Origin of the sequence: Runella aurantiaca (assembly GCF_003339505.1) — a bacterium.
Lineage (GTDB): Bacteria > Bacteroidota > Bacteroidia > Cytophagales > Spirosomataceae > Runella > Runella aurantiaca.
Genome location: NZ_QPIW01000016.1, coordinates 127,034 through 151,422 on the forward strand (window position 1 = coordinate 127,034; position 24,389 = coordinate 151,422).

The window sequence follows — 24,389 nt, forward strand, 5'->3', positions numbered from 1 at the left end:
CCTGCACTGAAAACCAAACCTAACGTGTACTTTTGCACTGATTTCTGGCAGCAGACAACCCGACCCGTAGCAATGTGCTGCTTGAAGTCCAATTCCAAAAAATAAATGTCAAACATCATCATTTCATGTCGCGTAATTTAAAGATAGGGATATTTATTACGGTAGCAGTAGTTTTTACTACGTTTACTTTTTACTTCTGGCAAATGGCCCAAACGCCCAATTTTCAGGTGAGTAAAGACAAGGATTTTGCGCTGTTGATTCCGACGGGTGCTACTTACCAATCGGTGTTGGATACCCTCAAAAAAAATGAGGTGGTCAACGATGAAATTTCGTTTCGGTTTATGGCCAAGTTGCTCAAACTGCCGGAGCGCATCAAGCCGGGGCGGTACGTGCTGCGGCGGGATATGGGAAATTTGGAAGCCATCAAAAAGCTAAGAAATGGGTCGCAGGATGCCGTCAGGTTGACTTTCAATAATATTCGTCTCAAAGAAGATTTGATTCAGCGGGTGGGGAGTAAGTTTGAATTTGGCCCCGAGGCGCTCGGTAAATTACTGAATGACCCTGCCGTATGCCAAAAATTTGGTTTTGATACCACCAACGTGGGGAGTATGTTTTTGCCCAATACTTACGAAATTTTTTGGACCACGCCCGTAGATAAGTTTTTGGGAAGAATGCACGACGAATATCAAAAGTTTTGGACGCCCGCCCGCCTCGAAAAAGCCAAGGCTTTGGGATATACCAAGGCGGAGGTGTCGGTTTTGGCGTCGATTGTGGATGCCGAAACCAACCGAAATGATGAGATGCCGCGCATTGCGGGAGTGTACCTAAACCGTATTCGCCAAAGTATGCCGCTTCAAGCCGACCCAACGGTGATTTTTGCGTGGCGGGACTTTTCCATCAAACGGGTAACGGGCCGCTTTTCGGCTCTAAATTCTCCTTATAATACTTACCGCGTCTTAGGGTTACCTCCGGGGCCTATCAACGTGCCGAGTACGGTAGCGATTGATGCCGTGCTCAACGCGGAGGAGCACAACTATCTCTATTTCTGTGTGAAAATTGACCCCGAAGGCAAACTGTTGGGCTACCATGATTTTGCCGTCACCTACGACGACCACCTCCTCAACGCCCGCAAGTACCAAGACGCACTCAATAAAATGAATATAAAGTAGGAGCGAGGAGTGAGTAGCCAGTAGTGAGAATAAAAAAACACTCATCGCTTCTCACTCCAGACTACTCACTTCTGCCTCCTCACTCCTGATTTATGTTTACTTACGAATACAAAGGAATAAGAGTAAGATACGCCGATACTGACCAAATGGGGTATGTGTATTACGGCAATTACGGGCGGTTTTACGAAATCGGGCGGGTAGAAGCCCTGCGCAGCATTGGATTTTCGTACCGCGACATGGAGGAAGCGGGAACGATGATGCCCGTCTACGAAAACTATTCCCGGTATTTGCAGCCTGCCCGCTACGACGATGAGTTAACCATCAAAGTGACCATTCCAGAATTGCCCGCCGCGCGGGTGGTATTTCGGTACGAAATTCGGAATCAGACGGGAGCGGTACTCAATACGGGCGAAACCACGCTGGTTTTTCTGAATCGCGAAACCAACCGACCAACGCGGGCACCAGGGTTTTTGTTGGAGAAATTGAAACCCTATTTTATGTAGAACAGACGATTTGAGTAGACATAATTGCGTTTTTTTGAACCCCAAATGAGCCATGTTTCATTCGGGGTTTTCTTTTTTTGGTGGATATTTTTATCCCAAACTGAATTTTTTTTGTTCGCCACATTAATTAATCTTTACCTAAAATCTATTTCCGCTTTAGGCACGTATGTATGAATAAATGACAGCAAATTATTGGATTTGTACAAACAAAATGGAAACGTATGAAGGAAAAGAGTACCCCAATTGCCCTGCGTATCCGGGTTTCGTCTTCGGGTTGAGCCACTAAGGTTTAACCTTTTGTCTTTGGCAGGAATGCTGCAGTTACCCTGTTTAAAGCCTCTCCACTTTCTTAAAGTTTAGTAACGTAACCGTTTTGAGATATTCTTCTCAGCAACGGGAGTCCCTTTATTGCCCTTTTTAAAGGTTTTTCTAATACCCATTTTTCTCACAATTTAACACATTAACATCATGCGAATGTTTCCTTTGCTTCGTGTCCAACGCGGGTTTGGATTACTTTGTTGCGCACTGCTGTTGTCTGTCGGCAGTTATGCTTCCAGCCACCGGGAGGCTCCACTGATTTCCCAAGACCCTTTGGCCGACAACACCGACGTCTATGCCTTCAAGAGCCCCGATGACCCCAATTCCATTACCATCATTGCCAATTACATCCCGTTTGAATCGCCCGAAGGCGGGCCAAATTACTATAATTTTGGCACGAATGTCCGTTATGAGATTCACATAAAGAACAAAGCCACTACCGCGGGCGACGACATTACCTACCGCTTTACATTTTCGAGTGTGAATGAAGACCCAACAACTTTTTTTAACATTCGTTTGGGAAAACAAAATCTCAAAACCACTTACAAATGCGAAAAAAGTACTGACGGTGGGCGAACATTCGTAACCATTATTTCCAACGGAATAGTACCTCCAAACAACATCGGGCCGCGCTCAATCGAAAACGCAACGGTTGGATTGGGGACTTCATACGACGCCCTCGTTCAGCAATCAATTGCCACGGCCAATTCGGGCGAAAAGGTATTCTGCGGTCCCGTAGATGACCCTTTCTTTGTGGATTTGGCGGGGGCTTTTGACGTCGGAAACTTCCGTCCAGAAGGCAATACCACCAACCCAACGGTGGATGGCCTGAATCGTTTTAACGTTCACACGATTGCCCTCAAAATTCCCGTGAATTTGCTGCAAAAAGACGGCAAAAGCGTAATGCAAGCCGCCAATATTCTGGATCCTGATTATGTGATTGGGGTGTGGGCGTCGGCGAGCCGCCAAATGATTCAAACACTCTACCAAGGGGCTGATGTGGGCTACGATGGAAAATACGTGCAAGTCTCGCGCCTTGGGATGCCGCTGACCAACGAAGCCGTGATTCCGGTGGGTATGAAAGACCGTTGGAACGCCGCCACTCCTTACAACGGCGAGGATTTGCAATTTGCCAAGTATTTTACCAATCCTGAGTTGGCACTCTACATGGATGATTCTCAGTTTGGCAAAGCCGTACCTTCGCTGAATGCGCTTCGTATTCAGGAAAAATCGTTGGGTTCTTTTGATTTTCGGAATGGCAAGCCGGGCTTATTTGTGCTGAAAGGAAATCAGGCATTGAATGGAACGGCCCTCTCGGAGGCAGCTTTTGGAGGGATATTATTACCCGATAACCAAAGCCCCCGCGCGGTTGATTTACTGCCAATATTCTACACTGGCGTTCCCAACTTAGCTCCTTATCAATTGGCAACGGGCAAAAGCGGCAATCCTTTGGCGGCGGGTAAGCCTTTCATTCACAACTTCTTGCCCACTTTGGGCGACATGTTGCGGCTCAACATGGCGGTTCCTGCCACCCCACGCAACCACCCCAAATTCAGCTCTTTGGGCTTGGTACAAGCGGCGGTTTTGGGTTTAACCGATCCTGATTACAACGCTTCCACGGCTTTACAATTCATTCCAAACATGGATGGCTTCCCCAACGGACGCCGCTTGGAAGATGATGTAACCACGATTGAATTGCAGGCCGTAAGTGGAGTAGTACTGGCCGCCGTTGGCTTGTGGTACGACGATTTTCAACCGGGTGTAACAACCAGTCCCGTAACGCCTAAACTTGTTAATGTGCTGGGCTTCAACGCGGGACCCACCAAAAATGACATTGAGCTAAAGCCGATGTTCCCCTTCGTTCAGAACCCTTGGCGAGGATTTGATTATCCCGAAAAAGCAAGATTCTAACCTTCACCATTCACAACACTGAAAAAGATGAAAAACATAAAAAACCTTATAGCTGTGGTGGGGGTACTGGCCGTGATTTGCCTGCAAACCTCCCAATCGTTTGGTTCTTCGCACCGCGAAGCGCCGCTGATTTCAAACGACCCACTGGCGGATAATACGGACTTGTACGCCTTTAAAAGTCCTAATAATGCCGAAAATGTGGTGCTTATTGCCAATTATATCCCTTTTCAGCATCCTGCTGGCGGACCCAACTGGTATTCTTTTGGCGAACGTATTCGCTACGAAGTTCACGTTGACAACAACGCTGCCACGCCTGGTTCTGACATTATTTATCGTTTTACGTTTGAGCGTGCCAACGAAGACCCGACTACTTTTTTCCTGATTCGGTTGGGCAAAGAAAACCTGAAAACCACCTACAAGTGTGAGCGCAGCATTGACGGCGGTAGGTCTTTCAGCACCATTGTGATGAAAGGCACGGTGCCGCCACCAAACATCGGACCCCGTTCGATTGAGAACAAAACGGTGGGTTTGGGTGCTGAGTCCTACGACGATTTGGTCAATAAAGCCGTGGCCACGGCTACCACTGGCGAAAAGATTTTCTGCGGGCCAGTAGATGACCCATTCTTTGTGGACTTGGGTGGGATTTTTGACCTTGGAAATATGCGCCCAAGCAGCGGAAAAGATGGTGTGGCTAAATTCAACTGCCATTCTATCGTGATTGAAGTACCCGTTGCAACCTTGCAAAAAAGCAAAAAAACGGTGGCGCAGGCATCCAATATTCTTGACCCTGATTACGTCATTGGTGTGTATGCTTCGGCGAGCCGCCAAATGATAAAAACGCTCTATTCGGGTGGTGATGTGGGCTTTGACGGCAACTACGTTCAGGTGTCAAGGTTAGGAATGCCGTTGACCAACGAAGCCGTGATTCCGTTGGGGATGAAAGATAAATGGAATGCCGCTAAGCCAAGTGAAGATTTGCAGTTTGCCCAGTATTTTACCAATCCTGAGCTGGCACTCTACATGGATGATTCTCAGTTTGGGGCGGCAGTTCCAGGGTTGGCTCCTTTGCGAATTCAATCAAAATCATTGGGAGCCTTCGATTTTCGGAATGGCAAGCCCGGTCTTTTTGGTTTGAAAGGCAACCCAGCCCTCAACGGTACGGCGTTGTCAGAAGCGGCTTTTGGAAGTGTGTTGTTACCTGATAATAAAAGCCCACGCGCGGTTGATATTCTGCCTATTTTTTACACAGGTGTGCCAAATTTACCGCCATATCAGCTGGCCACGGGCAAAGCAGGTAATCCTTTGGCGGCAGGTAAACCGTTTATTCACAACTTCTTGCCCACTTTCGGCGATTGGCTGCGCCTCAACATGGCCGTACCCGCCACGCCCCGTACCGACCCTAAATTCAGTTCGTTGGGCTTGGTGCAAGCCGCTGTTTTGGGCCTTACTGACCCAATGTACAACGGTTCGACGGCGTTGCAGTTTATCCCCAACATGGACGGTTTCCCCAACGGTCGCCGTTTAGAGGATGACGTCACCACTATCGAACTTCAAGCCGTGGGTGGCGTTGTGTTGGCGGCCATCGGTTTGTGGTACGACGATTTTAAACCCGGCGAAACCGCCAGCCCCGTAACACCAAATCTGGTGAGTGTGCTGTCGTTTAATGCGGGGGTTACCAAAAATGATACCATCCTGAAACCTTGGTTTCCGTACGAGCAAAATCCTTGGAGAGGTTTCCGGGGCAACAGCTACTCGGGCCCATCGACTTCATCGGCCCGTATTGCTACCACTCCGTTGGAAGATAAAATACAGGGATTGTCGGTCAAGGTTTTGGGAAATCCCGTGTTGACGGATGATGTTTCGGTCGAAATATCGGGCGTTGACGGACAGGCGCTGCGCATGGGCTTGACCAACAGTCAAGGTCAGGTCATGGGCCAGCAATCGGTTGGAAAAGCGGGTCGGATTGAGCGTCAAACGTTCCGCATTGGCCGTCAGCCAGGGATTTATTTCTTACAGGTATCTACCGCGAGCGAGCACCAAACGGTGAAGATTATTCGTAACTAATGAAGTACTTGGGAGGTCGGTAATGGTTTGAAAATCAGACCTCCCAATTTTTTAACAACAACCGCTATCTCCCCTCTAAAAAAATGAAAAAAGTAATATTTATCCCAAAACGAGCACTGTTGTTCTCCCTCCCCATTTTGATGGTTGGTTTGCTACCAATGAGTTGCACCGACAAAGGAAAAACAGGCACTGAAACCACCGCTTCAAGCAACTCAACGATGGAAATACCCGCCCTGTATGAACGTCGGGGAGAGTTGGCCAAAGCCGAAGAATGGGTACGAACAAAAGAAAAAGTAGAAGAACTGAAGAAACAAATCAAAAAAGACCCGAGTGATGTCAAACCGCGTCTTCAGGTTGCCATGATTTACCTTTCGGAGGCACGGATTACGGGCGAACATCCCTATTATTATCCCGCGATTTTAACCATCTTGGACGGTGTGTTGGCGATGGATTACAAAAACTTTGAGGCGACTACTTTCAAGGCTTCCGTAAAAATGTCGCAGCACCAATTTGCCGAAGCCCGCGATTTGGCCGAAAAAGCCCGCCAACTCAATCCCAACAACGCCTACGTGTATGGCGTGTTGGTCGATGCCAACGTCGAACTCGGTAACTATGAAGAAGCCGTGGCGATGTCGGACAAAATGCAGCAGATGAAGCCTTCGTTGGAATCGTACTCGCGGGCGTCTTATCTGCGGGAGATTTATGGACAGTACCCCAGTTCCATCGAAGCCATGAAATTGGCCGTTGACGCAGGGCTGCCCGGCTCAGAGCCGTATTGCTGGAGTAAAAACACCTTGGCGCAATTGTACGAAACAACGGGCAAATTGAAAGAAGCCGAACAGCAATACAACGAAATTTTGGCGTTGCGTCCGAGTTATGCTTTTGCGTTGAGAGGAGTTGCTCGCATTCATAAAGCCAGAAAAGAGTACGATAAAGCCCTAGTAACGCTGGACAAAGCGGCGGCTATTATGCCCGAATTCTCGTTTCACGAAGAAATGGCCGAAATCTACGCGCTTCAAGGAGATAAAGAAAAAGCAAATGCCAAATACGCCGAGGTGGTAAAGATGTTGGATGAAGATGCGCAGTCAGGCCACGCCGTTGATTTGGAGCTTTGCAAGCTGTATACGCAAATGGGACAGTTTGATTCGGCGTTGAAATATGGCATGAAAGAATACAATAAACGTCCCAAAAATATTGATGTGAACCATGCGTTGGCGTGGGTGTATTTCAAACAAAATGATATTCAAAAAGCGCAGCAACACGTACAGGTGGCATTGCGTACGGGTAGCAAAGACCCTGAATTACTACAAAAAGCGGGCGCGATTGAGCTTGCCCTCGGCAATGCTGGCCCAGGGAATAAACTGATTGCCGAAGCCAAAAAAACCAATCCGAGGTTTACGCTCTGAGGTTAGATTGGATGGCTTAAATCTCGTTTTTTTACAAAATTTGGGTACGATTCACTCTTTAAAACGTATTTTTATGGCGTTATCGAACCCACTTGGGGATGAGTTGGTTTCTATTTCTTTGTGTATTTCGTGCCATTTTTAGTTTTCTCTTTCGATTATGAAACGAATTGTTTGTTGCATACTATTCATTATCAGCTGTTTATTTAGTTTTTCGACATTTGCGCACCTTGGAAGTATTTCGGGTGTGGTGTATGAACAAACCACCAACCTGCCCTTGCGGGGCGTAAATGTTCAGTTGACGGGGCTAGGTAAAACAACCATGACCAATGAATTGGGTCAATACCGCTTTGATGAACTGGTAGCGGCTCCTTACAAAATCGAATTGTCGTACGTAGGTTTGAAAACCGTAGTGGTAGAAGCGATTGTGCTGGATGACCAAACTACTTCTCTAAAAACGTTTATGGCCAACTCCACCCTCGAATTGAGAGAAGTGGTAGTGTCGGCGCAACGGGCGCACGACCAGCAGCTTATCAGTAATCTCGACATTAAAATTCGCCCCATTGTCAACTCACAGGAGGTTTTAAGGATGGTGCCGGGCTTGTTTATTGGCCAACATGCAGGCGGCGGAAAAGCCGAACAGATTTTTTTGCGCGGGTTTGACATCGACCACGGCACCGATATTCAACTCACTGTAGATGGAATGCCGGTCAATATGGTTTCTCACGCCCACGGGCAAGGATACGCTGATTTGCATTTTGTGATTCCCGAATTGATTCAGGGCGTTGATTTCAAAAAAGGGCCTTATCATGCCGAAAAAGGCAACTTTACGACCGCAGGTTGGGTAAACTTTCGCACGCGCAACGCGCTTGACCGCTCGTTTGTGAAACTGGAAACGGGCCAATTTGGCACGTACCGGGCGGTAGCAGGGTTGGATTTGCTGGGAAATCGTGTGAAATCTGGAAAAAATCGCGACAAAAATCAATCGGCGTATTTGGCATCGGAGTATTCTTATTCTAATTCGTATTTTGACAATCCGCAGGACTTTAAGCGCCTGAATATCATGGGAAAATACCACGGGCATCTTTCCCCAACAACCTACCTCACGCTGACAGGGTCGACGTTTTGGAGTAAATGGAACCACTCGGGGCAGATTCCCGACCGGGCCATTGAATCGGGGCTGACGGGCTTTTTTGGATCCGTCGATCCTACCGAAGGCGGTGAAACAAGTCGAACCAATGTGAATGTACAACTGGTGACCGTGACACCGCGTAACCATACCATCAAAAATCAGCTTTTTTACGGAAATTATAATTTTGAGTTGTATTCCAACTTCACCTTTTTTCTGGAAGATTCAATCAATGGCGACCAAATTCGTCAGAAAGAGAAGCGTAATTTAGTGGGTTATAACGGTAGTTTTTCTACCCAAAATGACGTAGGCAACACACAATGGACGACTACTTTGGGTGTACAGTACCGACAAGATTTTACGAAAAATACGGAACTTTCGCACACCAAAAATCGAACAGAAACGCTCAATCGGATTCAATTTGGAAATATCAACGAACTCAACGCTTCGGTATATGCCGACGAGCTGGTTCAGGTTTCTAGTCGGTTGACCATCAACGCAGGCCTCCGGCTAGATTTTTTTCGTAATCAATACGAAGATTTACTGTCCGCCCCTCTTACAACCAAACAGGCTTCGGCGGCGATTCTTTCGCCCAAGTTGAATTTTTATTACACCTTCAATAACCGTTTTCAACTGTACCTCAACACGGGTCGGGGTTTTCATTCCAACGACACTAGGGTAGTGGTTCCGCAGGGAGGTCGGCAGATTTTGCCGCCCGCCTATGGCTCCGATTTAGGCGCGATTTTCAAACCTTTTCCTAAGTTACTCATCAATGCTGCCGCGTGGTATCTGTGGCTGCAACAGGAATTTGTGTACGTAGGTGATGCGGGCGTGGTTGAGCCCGGTGGCCGTACGCGTCGGCAGGGGATTGATTTGTCGGTGCGGTATCAAATCACCGACCACTTGTACGCTGACATTGACGTAAATACCACCAAACCAAGGGCAATCGGAGAATTGGAAGGCCAAAACTACCTACCTCTGGCTCCTGTTTTTACGACGATGGGTGGCCTGTCGGTACAAAATAATGCGGGTTTCAGCGGGTCGTTGCGGTATCGTTACATTGGCAACCGTCCCGCCAACGAGGACAATTCCATCGTGGCCAAGGGCTATTTTGTAACGGACATGCAGGCCAATTATAGCCGCAAAAATTATACGCTTGGCCTGTCGGTTCAGAATCTGTTTAATACACGTTGGAAAGAAACGCAGTTTGCGACCGAAAGCCGATTGCAGGGAGAAGCGGTACCCGTCGAAGAAATTCACTTTACACCCGGAACGCCCTTTTTCGCCCGTTTGAGCTTGACGGTTTTCTTTTAAGTTTGAATAAATAATGTTTGTTAGTGGGTAAATGGTTGATAAGCAAATGTTTGTGAGATTATGAAGGCTTGCTGTGGCTGAGCTAATTTTTGGTAATCATTGGGTTACGGAAATTATTAGGGTCAAGTTTAGTATTTTTGGGTTCTGAAATCATCAAAACGCTTTAATGCTCCAACACTGGTCCGACTCCAAATACCGACAGTTGCGTAAAACTTATGCTTTCTTGCACCGAAAGCGGTTCTTTAGCAATGGCGTTTCGTTGGCGGATATTGGCACGTTGTTGATTGAAAAAATTCTGTTGTACGACATCGACCAACGGGCAACTGCCGTGGCTTACAACTTCACGCTCGCCGTTTTTCCCGCCATTCTGTTTTTGTTTACGCTGATTCCGTACTTCCCGATTGCCAACATGGAGTCTCAAATCATGAACTTCATGTACGATGCCATGCCCAAATCGTTGTACGAATTTGCGGCGGCCACTATTTATGACATCATCAGTCGGAAGCAGGGCGGCATTTTGTCGTTTGGTTTTGTGTTTGCGTTGCTCACCGCTACCAACGGCATGGGAGCGCTCATGACCGCCTTCAACATGGTAGACCATACGTCGGAAAACCGAGGATTTTTTAAGGCCAAAGGAATTGCCTTATTGCTGACTGTGTTGCTATCGACCGTGCTTTTTTTGGCGGTTTTGGTGATTATTGTGGGCGGGTTTTTGGTCGATTGGTTGCACCAAACCATTTTGTTTGGAGATAATTTAACCGTCTTTTTATTGGACGCTCTGCGCTATTTGGTGATGTTTTTCGCCTTTACGGTTGCGGTAGCCATCATTTATCGGTTTGCCCCCAAAGTACGGCACGGGTGGCGCTTCTTTAATTTAGGGGCAATTATTGCCTCAATGTTGATTATTTTGGTGACCTACGGATTCTCTTTTTATCTCTCTCGTTTTAGTAGTTACAACAAACTCTACGGCTCTATCGGAACCATCATTGCGATGATGATTTGGTTTTACCTCGTAGCGTTGCTGTTGATTTTTGGATTTGAGCTCAATACCAGCATTTGGCGGGCCAAGCATATTGGAAGAGGCGCCGAAACAAAAAAATAAATGCCATCCGCAAATTGGAATGGCATTTATGTACTACCCTAACCCATAAATAATGAAAGATATACTTCTATATCGTATCATGACGAAATAGCAGAGAAAACCGTGCCAAAGTGTGGGACGATTTTGATTTGTGTTTCTGTTTTTATGGTATATTTTATAATTCATTGATTTTTAAATTGTTAGTTATTTTTTTGGGATTTTATATGCCAAAAAATACAATATATGCTTCCCCAAAACCTATCCCTGATTGCTTTTTAGTTTACCGTTTACTAAAAAGTTAGGGTATTTTGATTAGAGATAGAGTCTAATATTTTACATTTACTATACAAAAACGCGCCGTTTATAAATTTTTAAGCGTACTGTAACCATTGAATATGAATCCAATCGTCACCGTTATTTGCACCTGCTACAATCATGAACTCTTTGTTCGGGAAAGTCTCTTATCGGTCATTCAACAAACGTATTCTGCCATTCAGTTGATTGTGATTGATAACGCGAGCACTGATGAATCAAGGAGGGTGATTCAACGCCTAGTAGATGAGTACCCCGAAATTGTTTTTATAAGAAATACCCACAACATAGGTCTATGCCGGGCTTTTAATCAAGGCCTTGGCGAAGCCACGGGTAAGTATGTCATTGATTTAGCTGCGGACGATGTGATGCCCCCCAACCGTATCGAAATGCAAGTACAAGCCTTTGAGAGCCTCCCCAAAGACTACGCGGTGGTATTCTCAAATGCCGCTTACATTGATTCTTCGGGCGTCAAATTGGGCTATCATTATGCATTGCGCGCCAATGGGCACGCCAAAGGCCAAGTGCCCACGGGCGATATCTACAAAGAAATTTTGCGACGCTACTTTATTTGTACGCCTTCTATCATGATGCGTAAGTCGGTGCTGATGAAACTGGGCGGGTACGACGAAAACCTCAGTTACGAAGATTTTGACTTCTTTATCCGTTCGGCCCACGATTACAAATACCACTACATCGACGAAGTACTGATGTATAAACGCGTTTTGGACGATTCGTTGGCGACGCAATTTTACCGCATCGGCAACCCAATGTTGCGGTCGAGTTGGGAGGTGTGCAACAAGGCCTACGATTTGAGCCGGTCGCAAGAAGAATACGATATTTTGGCCAATAGAATCCGGGAGTTTATCAAGAAATGTTTCGTGGCCGAAGACCCTGAACAAGCCCTTGCATTCAGAAAACTACTCAATTACATCGAAGACCCCGGCTGGAAAACCGACCTTTTGGTGTTTCTCTGCCGCCTACATTTGCCCGTCAACTGGCTATATCAGCGCTACGCCAAGTGGCGCAATCACCGCAACCTCGCCCTGATGCAGCAGGGAGTACCTTTTGTCCAACTGGAACGGTAGTGAGTTAAAAGTGGAGAGGGAGCAAAATAGGCCCAAACGTGTAAAATAGTTGAAGGAAGTTTCCAATTAATGAAAAATTCCGCGTAATTAGTCCAACTGATTTTGCACTCAAACACTTAACCCACTTCCTACGTGCCTGCGGAATTTCTTCATATTCACCCCCAAACGCCCGAACCGCGTAAGATTCAGCAGGTAGTCAACAGCCTGCGCAACGGGGGCATTGTTATTTATCCCACCGATACCGTCTACGCCCTCGGCTGCGATATTCACAATGCCCGGGCCGTGGAGCGCATTGCGCGTATCAAAGGAATCAAACCCCAAAAGAATGATTTCTCGTTTATTTGCCACGATTTGAGTCATATTTCAGACTATGCTAGGGTAAGTAACGCCGCTTTTAAAGTAATGAAACGCCTCCTGCCTGGGCCGTTTACATTTATTTTGGAAGCCAACAATAAGGTTCCGAAAGTATTGGCCAATCGCAAAACCGTGGGAATCAGGGTGCCCGACCACCCCATTACGCGGATGATTGTGTTTGAATTGGACCATCCCATTATTACTACTTCCATTAAAGATGACGAAGACGAAATCATGGAATATCCCACCGACCCCGAAATTATCTTTGAACGTTTTCAGCATCAGGTAGATATTGTCATTGACGGAGGCTTTGGCGGGCTGATTCCTTCCACGGTCATTGATGCCACCGACGATAATTTTGACATAATTCGGGAAGGTGCTGGTGAATTTACGCGTTAGTAAAGCGCCCGCTCACAATAAAATACATTCAATACGTTCCTGATTTTGTAGGAAAAATATTAAAAACTGTTGTCTTGAAATACCTTCGCCAACTTTATATCTCCACCCTTTTTTGGGAGGTTTTCATTGGATTGACGGCCACATTTTTGTTGGCGTTTGCTTTTCCATTTCTCTTCGGAATTGCCAAAATTGGCAGTGCAATCGCCGCATTCTTGGTGGTGGCCGATTTGGTTTTGCTTTTTAGAAATAATCAGGGCGTTTTTGCGCGTCGTGATATAACCGACCGCCTTTCAAACGGTGACCCCAATCCAATTACCATTTACTTAGAAAATCGCTACGGGTTTAAGACACGCTTGGAAGTGATTGACGAGATTCCGTTTCAATTTCAAAAACGCGACGTGCTGTTTGAAACCGAGTTGGTGCCCAACGAAACCCAACTTTTACGTTACGAACTGCGCCCTACCAAACGTGGCGAATATAGCTTTGGGGCCGTTAATGTGTTGGTAAAGAGTCCATTGGGCTTGATGAAACGTCGGTTTCAGTTTTCGCAAAACAAGATGGTGGCGGTGTATCCGTCGTACCTCCAAATGAGGCAATACGAATTGATGGCCATTTCTAACCGCCTGACCGAGCTGGGCATCAAGCGCATCCGTCGGTTGGGGCACAGCATGGAATTTGAACAGATTCGGCCTTATGTGCAGGGAGACGACATCCGTACCGTAAACTGGAAAGCAACCGCCCGACGTAACGGATTGATGGTGAATGCGTTTCAGGACGAACGCTCACAGGCCGTGTATTGCCTGATTGACAAGGGCCGCATCATGAAATCGCCGTTTGAAGGGCTGACGCTCTTGGATTACGCCATCAATGCCACGCTGGTATTGAGCAATATCGCGTTGTTGAAACAAGACAAAGCGGGCGTGATTACCTTCTCGGAAGTTATCGGTCAAATTCTGCCCGCCGAGCGTAAAGCAGGACAAATGCAGAAGATTCTGGAAACGCTCTACAAGCAGAAAACACGTTACCTAGAAAGTGATTACGAGACCCTGTATTCGTACGTAAAAACGCACGTGCGGCAGCGGAGTTTGTTGTTGCTGTTTACCAATTTTGAGACCGTCAACGCCATGCGTCGACAGTTGCCTTTTCTGCGGCGATTGGCCAAGACCCATTTGCTGATTGTGGTATTCTTCGAAAATACCGAGACTTCGTTGTTGCTCAAAACCCCCGCCGAAAACACCGAAGACATCTACCTCAAAACCATTGCCGAGCGGTTTTTCTACGAAAAGCGCCGCATCGTGAAAGAGCTTGAGCAATACGGCATTCAATCCATCCTCACCGCCCCCAAAGACCTGAATGCCAATACGGTGAATAAATATCTGGAATTGAAGGCACGGGGGATGATGTGACGATGCTCAATTTTTCGTGTCAAAGTGAGTGTAAAATCATTTGATATGCTCCTAAATCCCTACTTCATTGCTGAAATACGGCTAATCATTGCCAATGCTCGTGAAAATGCCGCAAGAGCCGTTGACCACCAACGAGCTTTGATGTATTGGTATATTGGTCAACGCATTTTTGAAGAAGAACAGCAGGGAAAAGACCGCGCTGAATACGGAAAATACCTTATTCGTAACTTGGCGCAAGAGCTTGAACCCGAATTAGGTAGTGGTTTTTCGATTAGACAATTGGAACGTTATCGCCAATTTTATCGCATGTTTCCAATTGTGTCCGCACTGCGGACGCAATTCAGTTGGACGCATTACAAACTACTTTTGCCCATTGCAGACGAAGATAAGAGAGCCTTCTACATTGCCGAAGCCTCTAAAAATCTTTGGACCGCTCGTCAATTGGAACGTCAGATAAACAGCCTTCTTTACGAACGCCTCTTGCTGAGCAATGATAAAGAGGCAGTGTTGGCAGTTGCCCAAGGGGAGAAATTGCCCGTGATACCCCAAGAGGTCATTAAAGATCCTATGGTCTTGGAATTTTTGGGATTGAAACGCGAAGCTGCCTACTACGAGAAAGACCTTGAGCAAGCCATGATTACGCACCTACAGGACTTTTTGCTGGAGTTAGGCAATGGCTTCTCGTTTGTAGCAAGGCAAAAACGTATTCATCTGGAAGGAGATGACTTTTTCATTGACCTCGTGTTCTATAACCGCCTTTTGCAGTGTTTTGTGTTGTTTGAACTCAAAACGCATAAACTCACCCACGAAGACCTCGGTCAATTGCAGATGTACGTCAACTATTACGACCGCAAGGAAAAGCTCGAACGAGAAAATTCAACCATCGGGATTTTACTCTGCACCGACAAAAACAACGCCGTGGTGAAATATACGTTGCCCCAAGACAATCAAAGTATTTTAGCGAGTCAATACCATCTTTACTTGCCAAAAGAAGAAGAACTGACAAAATTGCTCAAAGAAGATATGGAGCGATTTGGGACGTTAGGGCATGAAAACTGAGTGCTCTTAATCGGCAATGATGGCTATTTCTTTAGGAAAATACCCGTCTCATGGCTCCCAATCGATCCAATTCGGCTTTTTGTAGGGATGCGTGAAAAAATGCTGCACTTTGGCATTGAATTCATTCCTGTAACGATGTACCGTCCCGTGTCCTGATTCGGGGAATATCCACAGATACGCCTGCGGAATGTTTTCAAATATCTCTAACGTATGCGACGGCTTGATGACATCAAAATCACCCCCCATCACCAATACTGGACATTTGATTTTACGCAAATCTGACAACGAGATATTCGGCTCTACTTCCATCATGTGCAGGAGTTTGAGGGTGTTTTTGGCGGCGTCATTCTGTACGCCCGCCCGAAGTTTTGCCCCTTCTTCGGCAATCATTTTATAGCCCTCGGCCGTGACCGCCGTGGTATCAGGCCGTAGGTTAGCGCCCGTGATTGCCAATTTTTTCACTTTCTCTGGATGCCGAATTGCCAACAGCAACCCGTTGATACCGCCGTCACTCCAGCCGATAACGTAGACTGAGTCTAATTGTAAATGTGTCAGCAAGGCATCAAAATCATCGGCCATCATTTCGTAGTTCAATACACTGCTGGTATCTACTGATTTACCTTGCGCCCGACTGTCTACCGCAATCACTTGGTAGTGTTTACCAAAGTAGGGAATTTGGTATCGATAATCTTTGATGGAGCCGCCGTTGCCGTGAATCAGCAGCAGGGGGTTCCCCTGTCCGTAGGTTTCGTAGTAGAGATTGATGCCGCGCGTAGCAAAGTAGTGCCCGTTTTTGGCATTATTGCCATAGTTAACCGCCGTTGGTGTTTTCTTTGGCGTTTGGGCGTGAACGAGCAAGGTTAAGAACAACAATCCCAAAAGGAGGAGGTTAGGGAGCTTTTTCATGGGTTGGGAAGGGGGGAAGCATTGTTTAAGAGGTTGACGTTGTAAACGCAAATCACCTGAAAAGTGTGGTGTTTTTCGGCAATTTCTTTTTTATAATCAGTTGCTTGTGAGAGTGTTTAGGTTGCCAGAAAAATGCAAAGTAAGTGTTTGTTTGGATATGTTTGCTATTTTAGGGAAAGGTAAATAGCCATAAAAGGGAATAGCATGATTTGCATTGTTATCAATTCAATAAATAGTAAGAAAATGGTTAATTTTGGCACAAAAGGGAAAGAGTATGTACATAAAGAAGGTAACCATCAATAATATTAGGTCGATTTCTGATTTTGAAATGACGTTTCCTGAACCTGCTGGTTGGCATGTGGTCATTGGAGATAATGGGGCTGGAAAATCGACGGTCGTAAAATCTATTGCGTTGGCATTGCTTGATATTACAGATATAAATGCTGCGGGGCAGGATTGGGACGAGTGGCTTAAAAATGATGGGACTCTCACTGGTTCAACAGAATTAATGATAACGCCATTTGAAAGTAATCAAACTATTCAAAATAGAATCACATTTGAAAAAGAATTCGTTTTTGGAGAAAATAGTTATAGTGTTGAATTGGATAAAGATGTAGAAATAGTAGCAGCCTATGCTATGATTCGAGAAGTAATCTTCAGAGGAAAAAAAACATTCGATAGTGCACTTTTAATCACAACAGCTTTTTCGCATCCGGTTCCAACTCCTACTATTCGAGCGGAAGAAGCAAAACAAAAAAGAGAATACTGGTTTTCTGCGGGTTATGGGCCTTTTAGGCGTTTTACGGGGGGAAGTCAAGACAAAGAGAAAATTTACAAAACCAATCCTAATCTGGGGAGTCATTTGTCCGTTTTTGGAGAAGATGTAGCCTTGCCTGAAGCTTTAAATTTTTTACGGGACTTATACATTGAAGAATTAGAAGCTAACAAAAGATTAAATGAATCACGTGTAAAGACTAAACCGAAATCAACGCTTGAAAATCTTATAAAATTCATAAACGAAGCTCATTTGTTGCCTCATGGCGCTGTCATTGATGCTGTCGGCTTGAAAGAGGTTTATTTTAAAGACGGCTATGGAAACACCGTTTCGTCTCTTCAAATGAGTGACGGTTATAGGTCAATACTCAGTATGACGTTTGAGCTGATACGCCAATTGATTAGAGTTTATGGGAATCAGTTGGTTTTTGAGAACATAAACAATGGTAAAAACATCATTGATTTACCGGGTGTGGTATTGATAGACGAGATTGACGCTCACCTTCATCCTACGTGGCAAACCCGTATTGGAGAGTGGTTTACAAAGTATTTTCCTAAGATTCAGTTTATTGTGACCACGCATAGCCCTTTGGTATGCCGGGCCTGTGAGAAGGGAAGTATATGGCGACTGGCATCGCCCGGAAGTGATACAGAATCAGGAGAAGTGAAGGGTCTGGAAAGAGAACGTTTGATATTCGGCAATATTCTGGATGCCTATGGTACGGAATTGTTTGGACAATCGCCCGTACGGTCAGAGAAAACAGACGAGAAACAAAAGCGATTGGGGCAACTCAATATGCTTTCGGCCTTTGGTAAAATAACCGAAGAAGAAGAAAAAGAACGCCTGAAACTTCAACAAACTCTTTCAACCAATGCTCCTATTAATTGAAAGAACCTTAGAAGATTCAGAACAGACGGTTCTAACCCAATTACAGGCTCAAGTGAATAGCGAAGTTTCCTTCGCAAAAAAAGCAGCTAAAGCAAAAACACTTTGGAAAACCAAAGGAGGAAAAGAAGGCAAACAGGCATTTGTGAAAATAGCAGATGCACTTGCCGAAATGTGTGTATCTGTCAAAACGTGTAATTATTGCGAAGGAAATGAGGCTGAGGATATAGAGCATATTTACCCTAAATCTTTTTTTCCTGAAAAAGCGTTTGAATGGCAAAACTATTTACTTGCCTGTAAGCAATGTAATTCGGGGGATAAATTGGACAAATGTTTTGTCATGGATGCCGATGGAACGGTATATAGTACTGTCCGTGGCGTTGAACCTGTACATAGTAATGTAGCATTTATCAATCCAAGGATTGATAATCCTAAAGATTTTTTATGGCTCAATATGGAGGTTGGGAAATTTGAGTTACTTATTGACCTTTCAGAAGCTTATAAGAATAAAGCATTAAAAACACTCGAAATTCTGGCTCTAAATGAAAGAGATTATCTTATAGTTGGAAGAAAGAGAGTTGCGGATGAACTTTATGATAAAATGGATAGGTTGTCTCGAATTGTTAAGGCGGCTAATGTGTCTGAAATAGAAACTATTTTAGCCCCTTATCATGGAATTATTGATGCAACTCTACCTATTGAAACGATTAAATATCAAGTTATTGAAACGACGAAACAACATATTTATAAGCTCCTTCATCCTTCTGTATGGTACGCGATTCAAACTATTGCAAGTAAGGTGAATTCGAAATGGGAAGCTATTTTTGAAGTACTGCCTGAGGCGTTGGAGTGGTAACATATAGCTTCAAAATGACTTGAAGTATGCATTATTCGCATAGATAATTTGATAATCCCCCCCTTCATTTGACATCCTGCGCCACTATCCCTATTTTTAGGATAAAATCGACAAACCCAAACTAAAACCTTATGAAACTACTTCGCTTTCTGCCGATGGCTTTTGCCCTTTTTCTGATAAATAGGGAGGGCAATGCGCAGGCATTCAATAACTTACCAGTTACTACTCAAAAGCCTCCCTTGCACGGAAAGCACTGGATGGCCATTACGGGCAAACCCTTGGCCGCTACAGCTGGTGCCATGACTTTTACCAAAGGCGGCAATGCCATTGATGCGGCCTGCGCCATGTTGGCGGCTACCTGTACCATGTGGGATGTGTTGAGTTGGGGAGGGGAGACGCAGGCGCTCATTTACAACCCCAAAACTAAAAAGGTCATTGCCATCAACGCCCACGGGGTAGCACCCACGGGCGCCACGCCTGAGTTTTATAAGAGCAAAGGCATGAAATACCCGCCCGAATACGGCCCGCTGGCAGCCGTCACGCCCGGTACGCCCGGCGGACTGATGACGATGTTGGCCGAGTACGGCACCATGTCGCTAAAAGACGTGTTGGCGCCTGCCATGGAAATGGCCGCTGGCTACCCCATCGAAGCCCAAACCGCCAATTCGATTGAAAAAGGCAAAGACTTGATTAAGCAGTGGCCGTATTCCAAAAAAGTATTTTTGCCGCATTTAGGGGCTAGTCGCGAAGCGCCCGACGCGGGTGAAATATTTGTGCAAAAAGACCTGCTCGAAACCCTAAAAAAACTGGTAAATGCGGAGCAACAGGCACTTGCCAAAGGCAAATCGCGCAAAGACGCCATCTACGCCGCCAATGATTTGTTTTATAAAGGTGAGATTGCCAAAGAATTTTCGAGGGGGTGCCGCGAGCAGGGTGGATTGATTACGGAGCAGGATTTGGCCAACTGGAAAGTGAAGATTGAAGAGCCGATGATGACCACCTACAAAGGCATTGAGGTTTATAAATTGCAGCAGTGGACCCAAGGACCGGCCATGCTCCAAGCATTAAATATTTTGGAGAATTTTGACCTAAAAAGCATGGGTTATAACTCCACCCGCTACGTTCATACGCTGTATCAGGCCATGAATTTGGCGTTTGCTGACCGTGACTTTTACTACGGCGACCCCGCTTTTGGCCCCGAAGAACCCATGAAAGGGCTGCTTTCCAAAGAGTACGCCAAAGAGCGCAGCAAGCTGATTAACCCCAACATGAACGACCCCAAAATCGGCCCCGGCGACCCGTATCCGTTTGAGGGAAAGGCCAATCCGTACTTGGATATGCTGAAAAGTTGGGGAAGTGCCAGCCTGACGTCGCCGAAAAACAATGCCACTTTGGACGAAAAATTTGAAGAAGCATTTACCGCAGGAACCACCTCCATCGAAACCGCCGACGAAGAAGGTTGGGTTGTTTCGGTGACGCCGAGCGGCGGCTGGGTGCCTTCGTGCATTGCGGGCAATACGGGCATCGGCATGAGCCAACGGATGCAAGCGTTTGTGCTGGATGCCAAAGAAAACCCTTTCAACGTGCTCGAACCGGGCAAACGCCCCCGCGTGACGCTGACGCCGAGCATGGCCCTCAAAAATGGCAAACCTTACCTGTCGTTTGCCAAGCAGGCCGGCGATGAGCAAGACCAACTGCTGTTGCAGTTTTTTCTGAACATGGTAGAATTTGACATGACGGTGCAGGAATCCTGCGAAGCGCCCAGTTTTAAGACGTTTCAGATGTATTCAAGTTTTGGAAAACACGAGCGCATCAACGGCGGTTTGACCCTCAACGAAGCCATGCCCGACTGGACCCGAAAAGATTTGGGGCGAATGGGCTACAAAATAAATTATCAGGAGCGCACCAGCGGGCCCATCAACGCCATTTATTTTGATTGGGAACACGGCAGTTTCTGGGGTGGCTCCAGCAACCACGGCGAAGACTACGGCATTGGCTGGTAATCAATTTGTCACCTCAACTTGTCACCCTGTAAGGGTCTATTCCATCCCAAAAGCGTCCATTGCACAATGGACGCTTTTGTTTTTATTGCCTAATTGTATTTTATTTTTTCTTCCTCTAAATCAATTCCGTACAAAAACTTTCGGATAATTTCTTCGTCGATCTTATCGTCGGTTTTGTTTTTGTTGCGGAGCCACACCCTTTGCTGTTCTAAAATGTCGAGATAAATTCCTTTGGTTTCTTCCGAAATGTCTTCTTCGGGTTCTGGATTGCTTTTCTGTTCCCAAAAGGCCACTTTTTGCCGCAGAATACTATTGCTCACAAGATGCCGACTGTAGTTGGCTTTGAAGTAGTGCAAGGTGTGCTCATGCATTCCTTTTTTGAGTAATCGTTCGGTTTCTTCTTCGGGAAGATAATCGTTGAAGTCGGGTATATTTACCTTTTTGATTAACCAAGGAAGGGTGAGCCCCTGCAAAAGTAAGGTGACTAAAATCACGACAAAGGTGATGAACAAAATAAGGTTTCGGTGCGGAAAAGGAACGCCATTGCTCATTTCTATCGGTATCGACAAAGCCGCTGCTAAGGAGACCACGCCGCGCATGCCCGACCAACTCAATAAGATGGGGGCTTTCCAACCCGGATTTCTATCGGCTACCTGAATATATCGACCGGCCACTTGAGAAACGATGACGGCTCCGTAAGAAGCAAGTGTCCGTACGATAATCAACACGAATGTAATCAATAAACCATATCCGATGGCCACGGGGAGGGCAATCCCTTCCTGTTTCAGCCCTTCATTGATTTCGGGCAAATCCAGTCCAATCAATAAAAACACCCATCCGTTCAGCAGAAATACCAAACTTTGCCACACGTTGATACCTCGTAGCCGTGACGAACTGCTCAGAAAATGATGCCTTTGGCTTGACAGCAACAAGCCTCCGCTGACCACGGCCAACACCCCCGAACTGTGGACTTCTTCCGCCGCGATGTACATCACATACGGCGTGACCAAGGTCAGGGCAATGTCCATGTTGGCATCGGTGGGCAGGTATTTGTGGGCTTTCATGAACAGCCAACCGACCAATGCACCGATGGCAGCGCCTCCGATGACCATCCACCCAAAACTAAGGGCCGCTTCCTGCCACACAAAGCGCCCGGTAGTGGCGGCAATCAGGGCAAAGCGAAAAATGATCAGCGAAGAAGCATCGTTCAGCAAACTTTCTCCTTCCAAAATGGACGACATTCGCTTGGGTACTTTGACAAATTTCAGAATGGCACCGGCGCTTATGGCATCAGGAGGTGACACAATACCGCCCAACAAAAACCCCAACGCCAACGAAAATCCGGGAATGAACCAATCAGCCACAAACGCCACTGACAGGGCCGTAAAGAAAACGACGATAAACGCAAAGCTGGTGACAATCCGCCGCCATCGCCACAGTTCTTTCCACGACATGGCAAAGGCGGCATCGTACAACAGCGGAGGCAGGAAAATGATAAAAATCAACTCCGGTTCGATGTGTATTTTAGGCATTCCGGGCAGTAAACTTATCACCAATCCGGTCACTACCAACAGCACCGGATAGGCTACTTTCAGTTTGTCTGCCAACATAATGAGCAGCACAATGACGACAATCAACGAAAGGTAAAAAGGGAAATGTTCAATCATACCAAGTTTTCAGCTTTTATATCGACAAACTGCATAATTCTTGATTTAAGCCACAAAAATAGTGCAATTCTTTGATTTATACCGTGATATGTGTCCGCACAAACCCTATTCCAATTCTAAATAGAATAGCCCCTAAGGTGTCCATCAGTTAAAACTTGCCCTAAATTCCAGCGGACTTTGTTTGGTTTTGGTCTTAAATAATTTGCTGAAACTTTGCGAATGTTCAAAACCCAATTCAAAAGCAATTTCACTGACCGATAATTCGGTAGTAGAAAGCTTTTGCTTTGCTTTTTCAATCAATTTTTCGTGAATGTGTTGTTGCGTGGTTTGTCCTGTCAATTGTTTCAATAAACTGCCTAAATACTTGCCGGAAATATTGAGCGTATCGGCAACATATTGAACAGTTGGCAGTCCGTTTGAAAGTAACTCTTCGTTGTTGAAATAATCCGTCAATACATCTTCCAAACGACTTAGAATTTGCTTATTCGTAATTTTTCGGGTGATGAATTGACGTTCATAAAAACGTTGGGCATAAGTGAATAACAGTTCTAATTGTGCAATGATTACGTCTTGACTGAATTTGTCAATATTGGAGTTGTATTCCTGTCGAATATTTTCAATGATGCCATTCATTATTTTTTCTTCTTTGTCTGAAAGAAACAAAGCCTCATTAGTTGCATAACCAAAATATTCGTACTGTTTTATCTTTTTGGCAAGTGGTGTGTTCCATAAAAAATCGGGGTGAATAAACAGCATCCAACCTTCGAGATTTGGCGGAATTCCACCTTCTTCGCCACGCAAGATTTGTCCGGGAGACATAAATGCCATTAATCCTTCATCAAAGTCGTATTTCTTTTGCCCGTATAATAAATTGTTACAACCACGTTTGATGGATACTACATAAAAGTCGAAAATGACGGCATTGATAGCGGTTTGATTTTTAAATTGCCCTACTTCTACAATACTGATAAGCGGGTGATGCGGCTTTTCAAGCCCCGTTAAGCGGTGTCCTTCCGTAATGGATTTTATTCGGTATGGTGTTGTATATGCCATTAGACAAAGTTAGTTTTTTTACAATTTAAACGGATACTTCAACCATATCAAAATCAATGGTAAAGCCAAAAACGGAATTTCGATCAGTGCCATTTTATAGTCACCGGCGCGCAACGATAATGCCATAATTAAAACAATGGTAACGGCATTCAAAACATTGGCGATGAAAAAAGTCTGTGGCAAGAATAACATCAAACCAATCAGGATTGAGAATACCCCAAAATAGGGCATTATTGTTTTTGTGACACCCAGATTTGCCATCATTTTTGCCTGTTCAGCATTTGCGGGTTGAAAGGCATCCCAACCGTGCTTGACGCTCAAAACTGCAGACACCAATAGTAGGATTATGCTTACGATTTTCATTGGGTTATGGTTTAGTTATTATTCTGTTTTTGTGCTTTAATTTTTTTAAATTCTCGGTGTCCAAACTTCAAAAGGAAATTGGGAGCAATTCTGCTTGCTGTTTTTATCACACCTATTAAAATGGGTTTGAGTTCATTTTTATCTTTCAAAATCCCTTTAATGGCAACACTCACCATTTTGTCCACACTCATCATCATACTTGGGTTTGGCGCTACTGCCCAATCATTTTGCAAATTGGTGATAACACCATAGCCGTCAGGCTAAGCCATTAAAATATCTTTGGGCGATGGTCTAATCGTGTTTTTGTCCAGCCTTCTCTTTTCTTTTTTCGCTGTACGAAAGAGAGATTCAAACAAATTAGCTATCCACTC

At 45.4% G+C, this 24,389-nt stretch carries 19 protein-coding genes; 14 read left to right on the forward strand and 5 right to left on the reverse strand.

What is annotated here, in order from left to right; genetic code table 11:
• Positions 1–125: 125 nt before the first annotated feature.
• The 11 genes from mltG to DVG78_RS18825 all read left to right on the forward strand — a co-directional run bounded on the left by mltG (position 126) and on the right by DVG78_RS18825 (position 15,510).
• A complete protein-coding gene (gene mltG, locus DVG78_RS18775; protein ID WP_114462576.1) occupies positions 126–1,169 on the forward strand; it encodes an endolytic transglycosylase MltG in 1,044 nt (347 codons plus the stop codon).
• A 92-nt stretch (positions 1,170–1,261) separates the two neighbouring features.
• Positions 1,262–1,672 (forward strand): acyl-CoA thioesterase, encoded by a 411-nt coding sequence (locus DVG78_RS18780; protein ID WP_114462577.1) that lies wholly within the window; start codon positions 1,262–1,264, stop codon positions 1,670–1,672.
• A 474-nt stretch (positions 1,673–2,146) separates the two neighbouring features.
• Positions 2,147–3,901 carry a DUF4331 domain-containing protein gene (locus DVG78_RS18785; protein ID WP_114462578.1) on the forward strand — a complete coding sequence of 585 codons (1,755 nt, stop codon included), beginning with the start codon at positions 2,147–2,149 and terminating at the stop codon, positions 3,899–3,901.
• 27 nt (positions 3,902–3,928) lie between these two features.
• Positions 3,929–5,965: a DUF4331 family protein gene (locus DVG78_RS18790; protein ID WP_114462579.1), complete on the forward strand. Its 2,037-nt coding sequence runs from the start codon at positions 3,929–3,931 to the stop codon at positions 5,963–5,965.
• A gap of 83 nt (positions 5,966–6,048) precedes the next feature.
• Entirely contained in the window at positions 6,049–7,371 is a 1,323-nt protein-coding gene (locus tag DVG78_RS18795; protein WP_229598270.1) for a tetratricopeptide repeat protein, read from the forward strand.
• Between the two features lie 157 nt (positions 7,372–7,528).
• Positions 7,529–9,811: a TonB-dependent receptor gene (locus DVG78_RS18800; protein WP_114462580.1), complete on the forward strand. Its 2,283-nt coding sequence runs from the start codon at positions 7,529–7,531 to the stop codon at positions 9,809–9,811.
• Between the two features lie 166 nt (positions 9,812–9,977).
• Complete coding sequence (locus DVG78_RS18805) at positions 9,978–10,913, forward strand: YihY/virulence factor BrkB family protein (RefSeq protein WP_114462581.1); 936 nt, start codon at positions 9,978–9,980, stop codon at positions 10,911–10,913.
• A 374-nt stretch (positions 10,914–11,287) separates the two neighbouring features.
• Positions 11,288–12,292, forward strand: a complete 1,005-nt coding sequence (locus DVG78_RS18810) for a glycosyltransferase family 2 protein (RefSeq protein WP_114462582.1) — start codon at positions 11,288–11,290, stop codon at positions 12,290–12,292.
• Between the two features lie 132 nt (positions 12,293–12,424).
• A complete protein-coding gene (locus tag DVG78_RS18815) occupies positions 12,425–13,045 on the forward strand; it encodes an L-threonylcarbamoyladenylate synthase (protein WP_114462583.1) in 621 nt (206 codons plus the stop codon).
• A gap of 74 nt (positions 13,046–13,119) precedes the next feature.
• On the forward strand, positions 13,120–14,451 hold the full coding sequence (locus DVG78_RS18820) for a DUF58 domain-containing protein (RefSeq protein WP_114462584.1): 1,332 nt from the start codon (positions 13,120–13,122) through the stop codon (positions 14,449–14,451).
• 45 nt (positions 14,452–14,496) lie between these two features.
• Positions 14,497–15,510, forward strand: a complete 1,014-nt coding sequence (locus tag DVG78_RS18825) for a PDDEXK nuclease domain-containing protein (RefSeq protein WP_114462585.1) — start codon at positions 14,497–14,499, stop codon at positions 15,508–15,510.
• A 48-nt stretch (positions 15,511–15,558) separates the two neighbouring features.
• On the opposite strand, the gene DVG78_RS18830 is transcribed toward DVG78_RS18825, so the two are convergent.
• Complete coding sequence (locus DVG78_RS18830; protein ID WP_114462586.1) at positions 15,559–16,416, reverse strand: alpha/beta fold hydrolase; 858 nt, start codon at positions 16,414–16,416, stop codon at positions 15,559–15,561.
• A gap of 274 nt (positions 16,417–16,690) precedes the next feature.
• Here DVG78_RS18830 and DVG78_RS18835 point away from each other — a divergent pair, with 274 nt between their 5' ends.
• The 3 genes from DVG78_RS18835 (at position 16,691) to DVG78_RS18845 (ending at position 20,935) form a co-directional block, all read left to right on the forward strand.
• A complete protein-coding gene (locus tag DVG78_RS18835; protein WP_114462587.1) occupies positions 16,691–18,079 on the forward strand; it encodes an AAA family ATPase in 1,389 nt (462 codons plus the stop codon).
• Positions 18,063–18,932 carry an HNH endonuclease family protein gene (locus DVG78_RS18840; protein WP_114462588.1) on the forward strand — a complete coding sequence of 290 codons (870 nt, stop codon included), beginning with the start codon at positions 18,063–18,065 and terminating at the stop codon, positions 18,930–18,932. The genes DVG78_RS18835 and DVG78_RS18840 overlap by 17 nt, the downstream gene beginning before the upstream one ends.
• Before the next feature lie 155 nt (positions 18,933–19,087).
• Positions 19,088–20,935 carry a gamma-glutamyltransferase family protein gene (locus DVG78_RS18845; RefSeq protein ID WP_374755724.1) on the forward strand — a complete coding sequence of 616 codons (1,848 nt, stop codon included), beginning with the start codon at positions 19,088–19,090 and terminating at the stop codon, positions 20,933–20,935.
• 89 nt (positions 20,936–21,024) lie between these two features.
• Here the strand turns inward: DVG78_RS18845 and DVG78_RS18850 are convergent, their stop codons facing one another.
• The 4 genes from DVG78_RS18850 to DVG78_RS18865 form a co-directional block, all read right to left on the reverse strand.
• Entirely contained in the window at positions 21,025–22,602 is a 1,578-nt protein-coding gene (locus DVG78_RS18850) for a Na+/H+ antiporter (RefSeq protein ID WP_114462590.1), read from the reverse strand.
• A 144-nt stretch (positions 22,603–22,746) separates the two neighbouring features.
• Complete coding sequence (locus DVG78_RS18855; RefSeq protein WP_114462591.1) at positions 22,747–23,655, reverse strand: helix-turn-helix domain-containing protein; 909 nt, start codon at positions 23,653–23,655, stop codon at positions 22,747–22,749.
• Positions 23,656–23,673: 18 nt separating this feature from the next.
• Entirely contained in the window at positions 23,674–24,018 is a 345-nt protein-coding gene (locus DVG78_RS18860; protein WP_114462592.1) for a hypothetical protein, read from the reverse strand.
• Positions 24,019–24,029: 11 nt separating this feature from the next.
• Positions 24,030–24,251 (reverse strand): hypothetical protein, encoded by a 222-nt coding sequence (locus DVG78_RS18865; protein ID WP_147277115.1) that lies wholly within the window; start codon positions 24,249–24,251, stop codon positions 24,030–24,032.
• Positions 24,252–24,389: the final 138 nt, after the last annotated feature.

Coding starts and splice junctions, on each gene's coding strand:
- mltG (WP_114462576.1), top strand. CDS start 126: ATGTCGCGTAATTTAAAGATAGGGATATTTATTACGGTAGCAGTAGTT.
- DVG78_RS18780 (WP_114462577.1), top strand. CDS start 1,262: ATGTTTACTTACGAATACAAAGGAATAAGAGTAAGATACGCCGATACT.
- DVG78_RS18785 (WP_114462578.1), top strand. CDS start 2,147: ATGTTTCCTTTGCTTCGTGTCCAACGCGGGTTTGGATTACTTTGTTGC.
- DVG78_RS18790 (WP_114462579.1), top strand. CDS start 3,929: ATGAAAAACATAAAAAACCTTATAGCTGTGGTGGGGGTACTGGCCGTG.
- DVG78_RS18795 (WP_229598270.1), top strand. CDS start 6,049: ATGAAAAAAGTAATATTTATCCCAAAACGAGCACTGTTGTTCTCCCTC.
- DVG78_RS18800 (WP_114462580.1), top strand. CDS start 7,529: ATGAAACGAATTGTTTGTTGCATACTATTCATTATCAGCTGTTTATTT.
- DVG78_RS18805 (WP_114462581.1), top strand. CDS start 9,978: ATGCTCCAACACTGGTCCGACTCCAAATACCGACAGTTGCGTAAAACT.
- DVG78_RS18810 (WP_114462582.1), top strand. CDS start 11,288: ATGAATCCAATCGTCACCGTTATTTGCACCTGCTACAATCATGAACTC.
- DVG78_RS18825 (WP_114462585.1), top strand. CDS start 14,497: ATGCTCCTAAATCCCTACTTCATTGCTGAAATACGGCTAATCATTGCC.
- DVG78_RS18830 (WP_114462586.1), bottom strand. CDS start 16,416: ATGAAAAAGCTCCCTAACCTCCTCCTTTTGGGATTGTTGTTCTTAACC.
- DVG78_RS18835 (WP_114462587.1), top strand. CDS start 16,691: ATGTACATAAAGAAGGTAACCATCAATAATATTAGGTCGATTTCTGAT.
- DVG78_RS18840 (WP_114462588.1), top strand. CDS start 18,063: ATGCTCCTATTAATTGAAAGAACCTTAGAAGATTCAGAACAGACGGTT.
- DVG78_RS18845 (WP_374755724.1), top strand. CDS start 19,088: ATGGCTTTTGCCCTTTTTCTGATAAATAGGGAGGGCAATGCGCAGGCA.
- DVG78_RS18850 (WP_114462590.1), bottom strand. CDS start 22,602: ATGATTGAACATTTCCCTTTTTACCTTTCGTTGATTGTCGTCATTGTG.
- DVG78_RS18855 (WP_114462591.1), bottom strand. CDS start 23,655: ATGGCATATACAACACCATACCGAATAAAATCCATTACGGAAGGACAC.
- DVG78_RS18860 (WP_114462592.1), bottom strand. CDS start 24,018: ATGAAAATCGTAAGCATAATCCTACTATTGGTGTCTGCAGTTTTGAGC.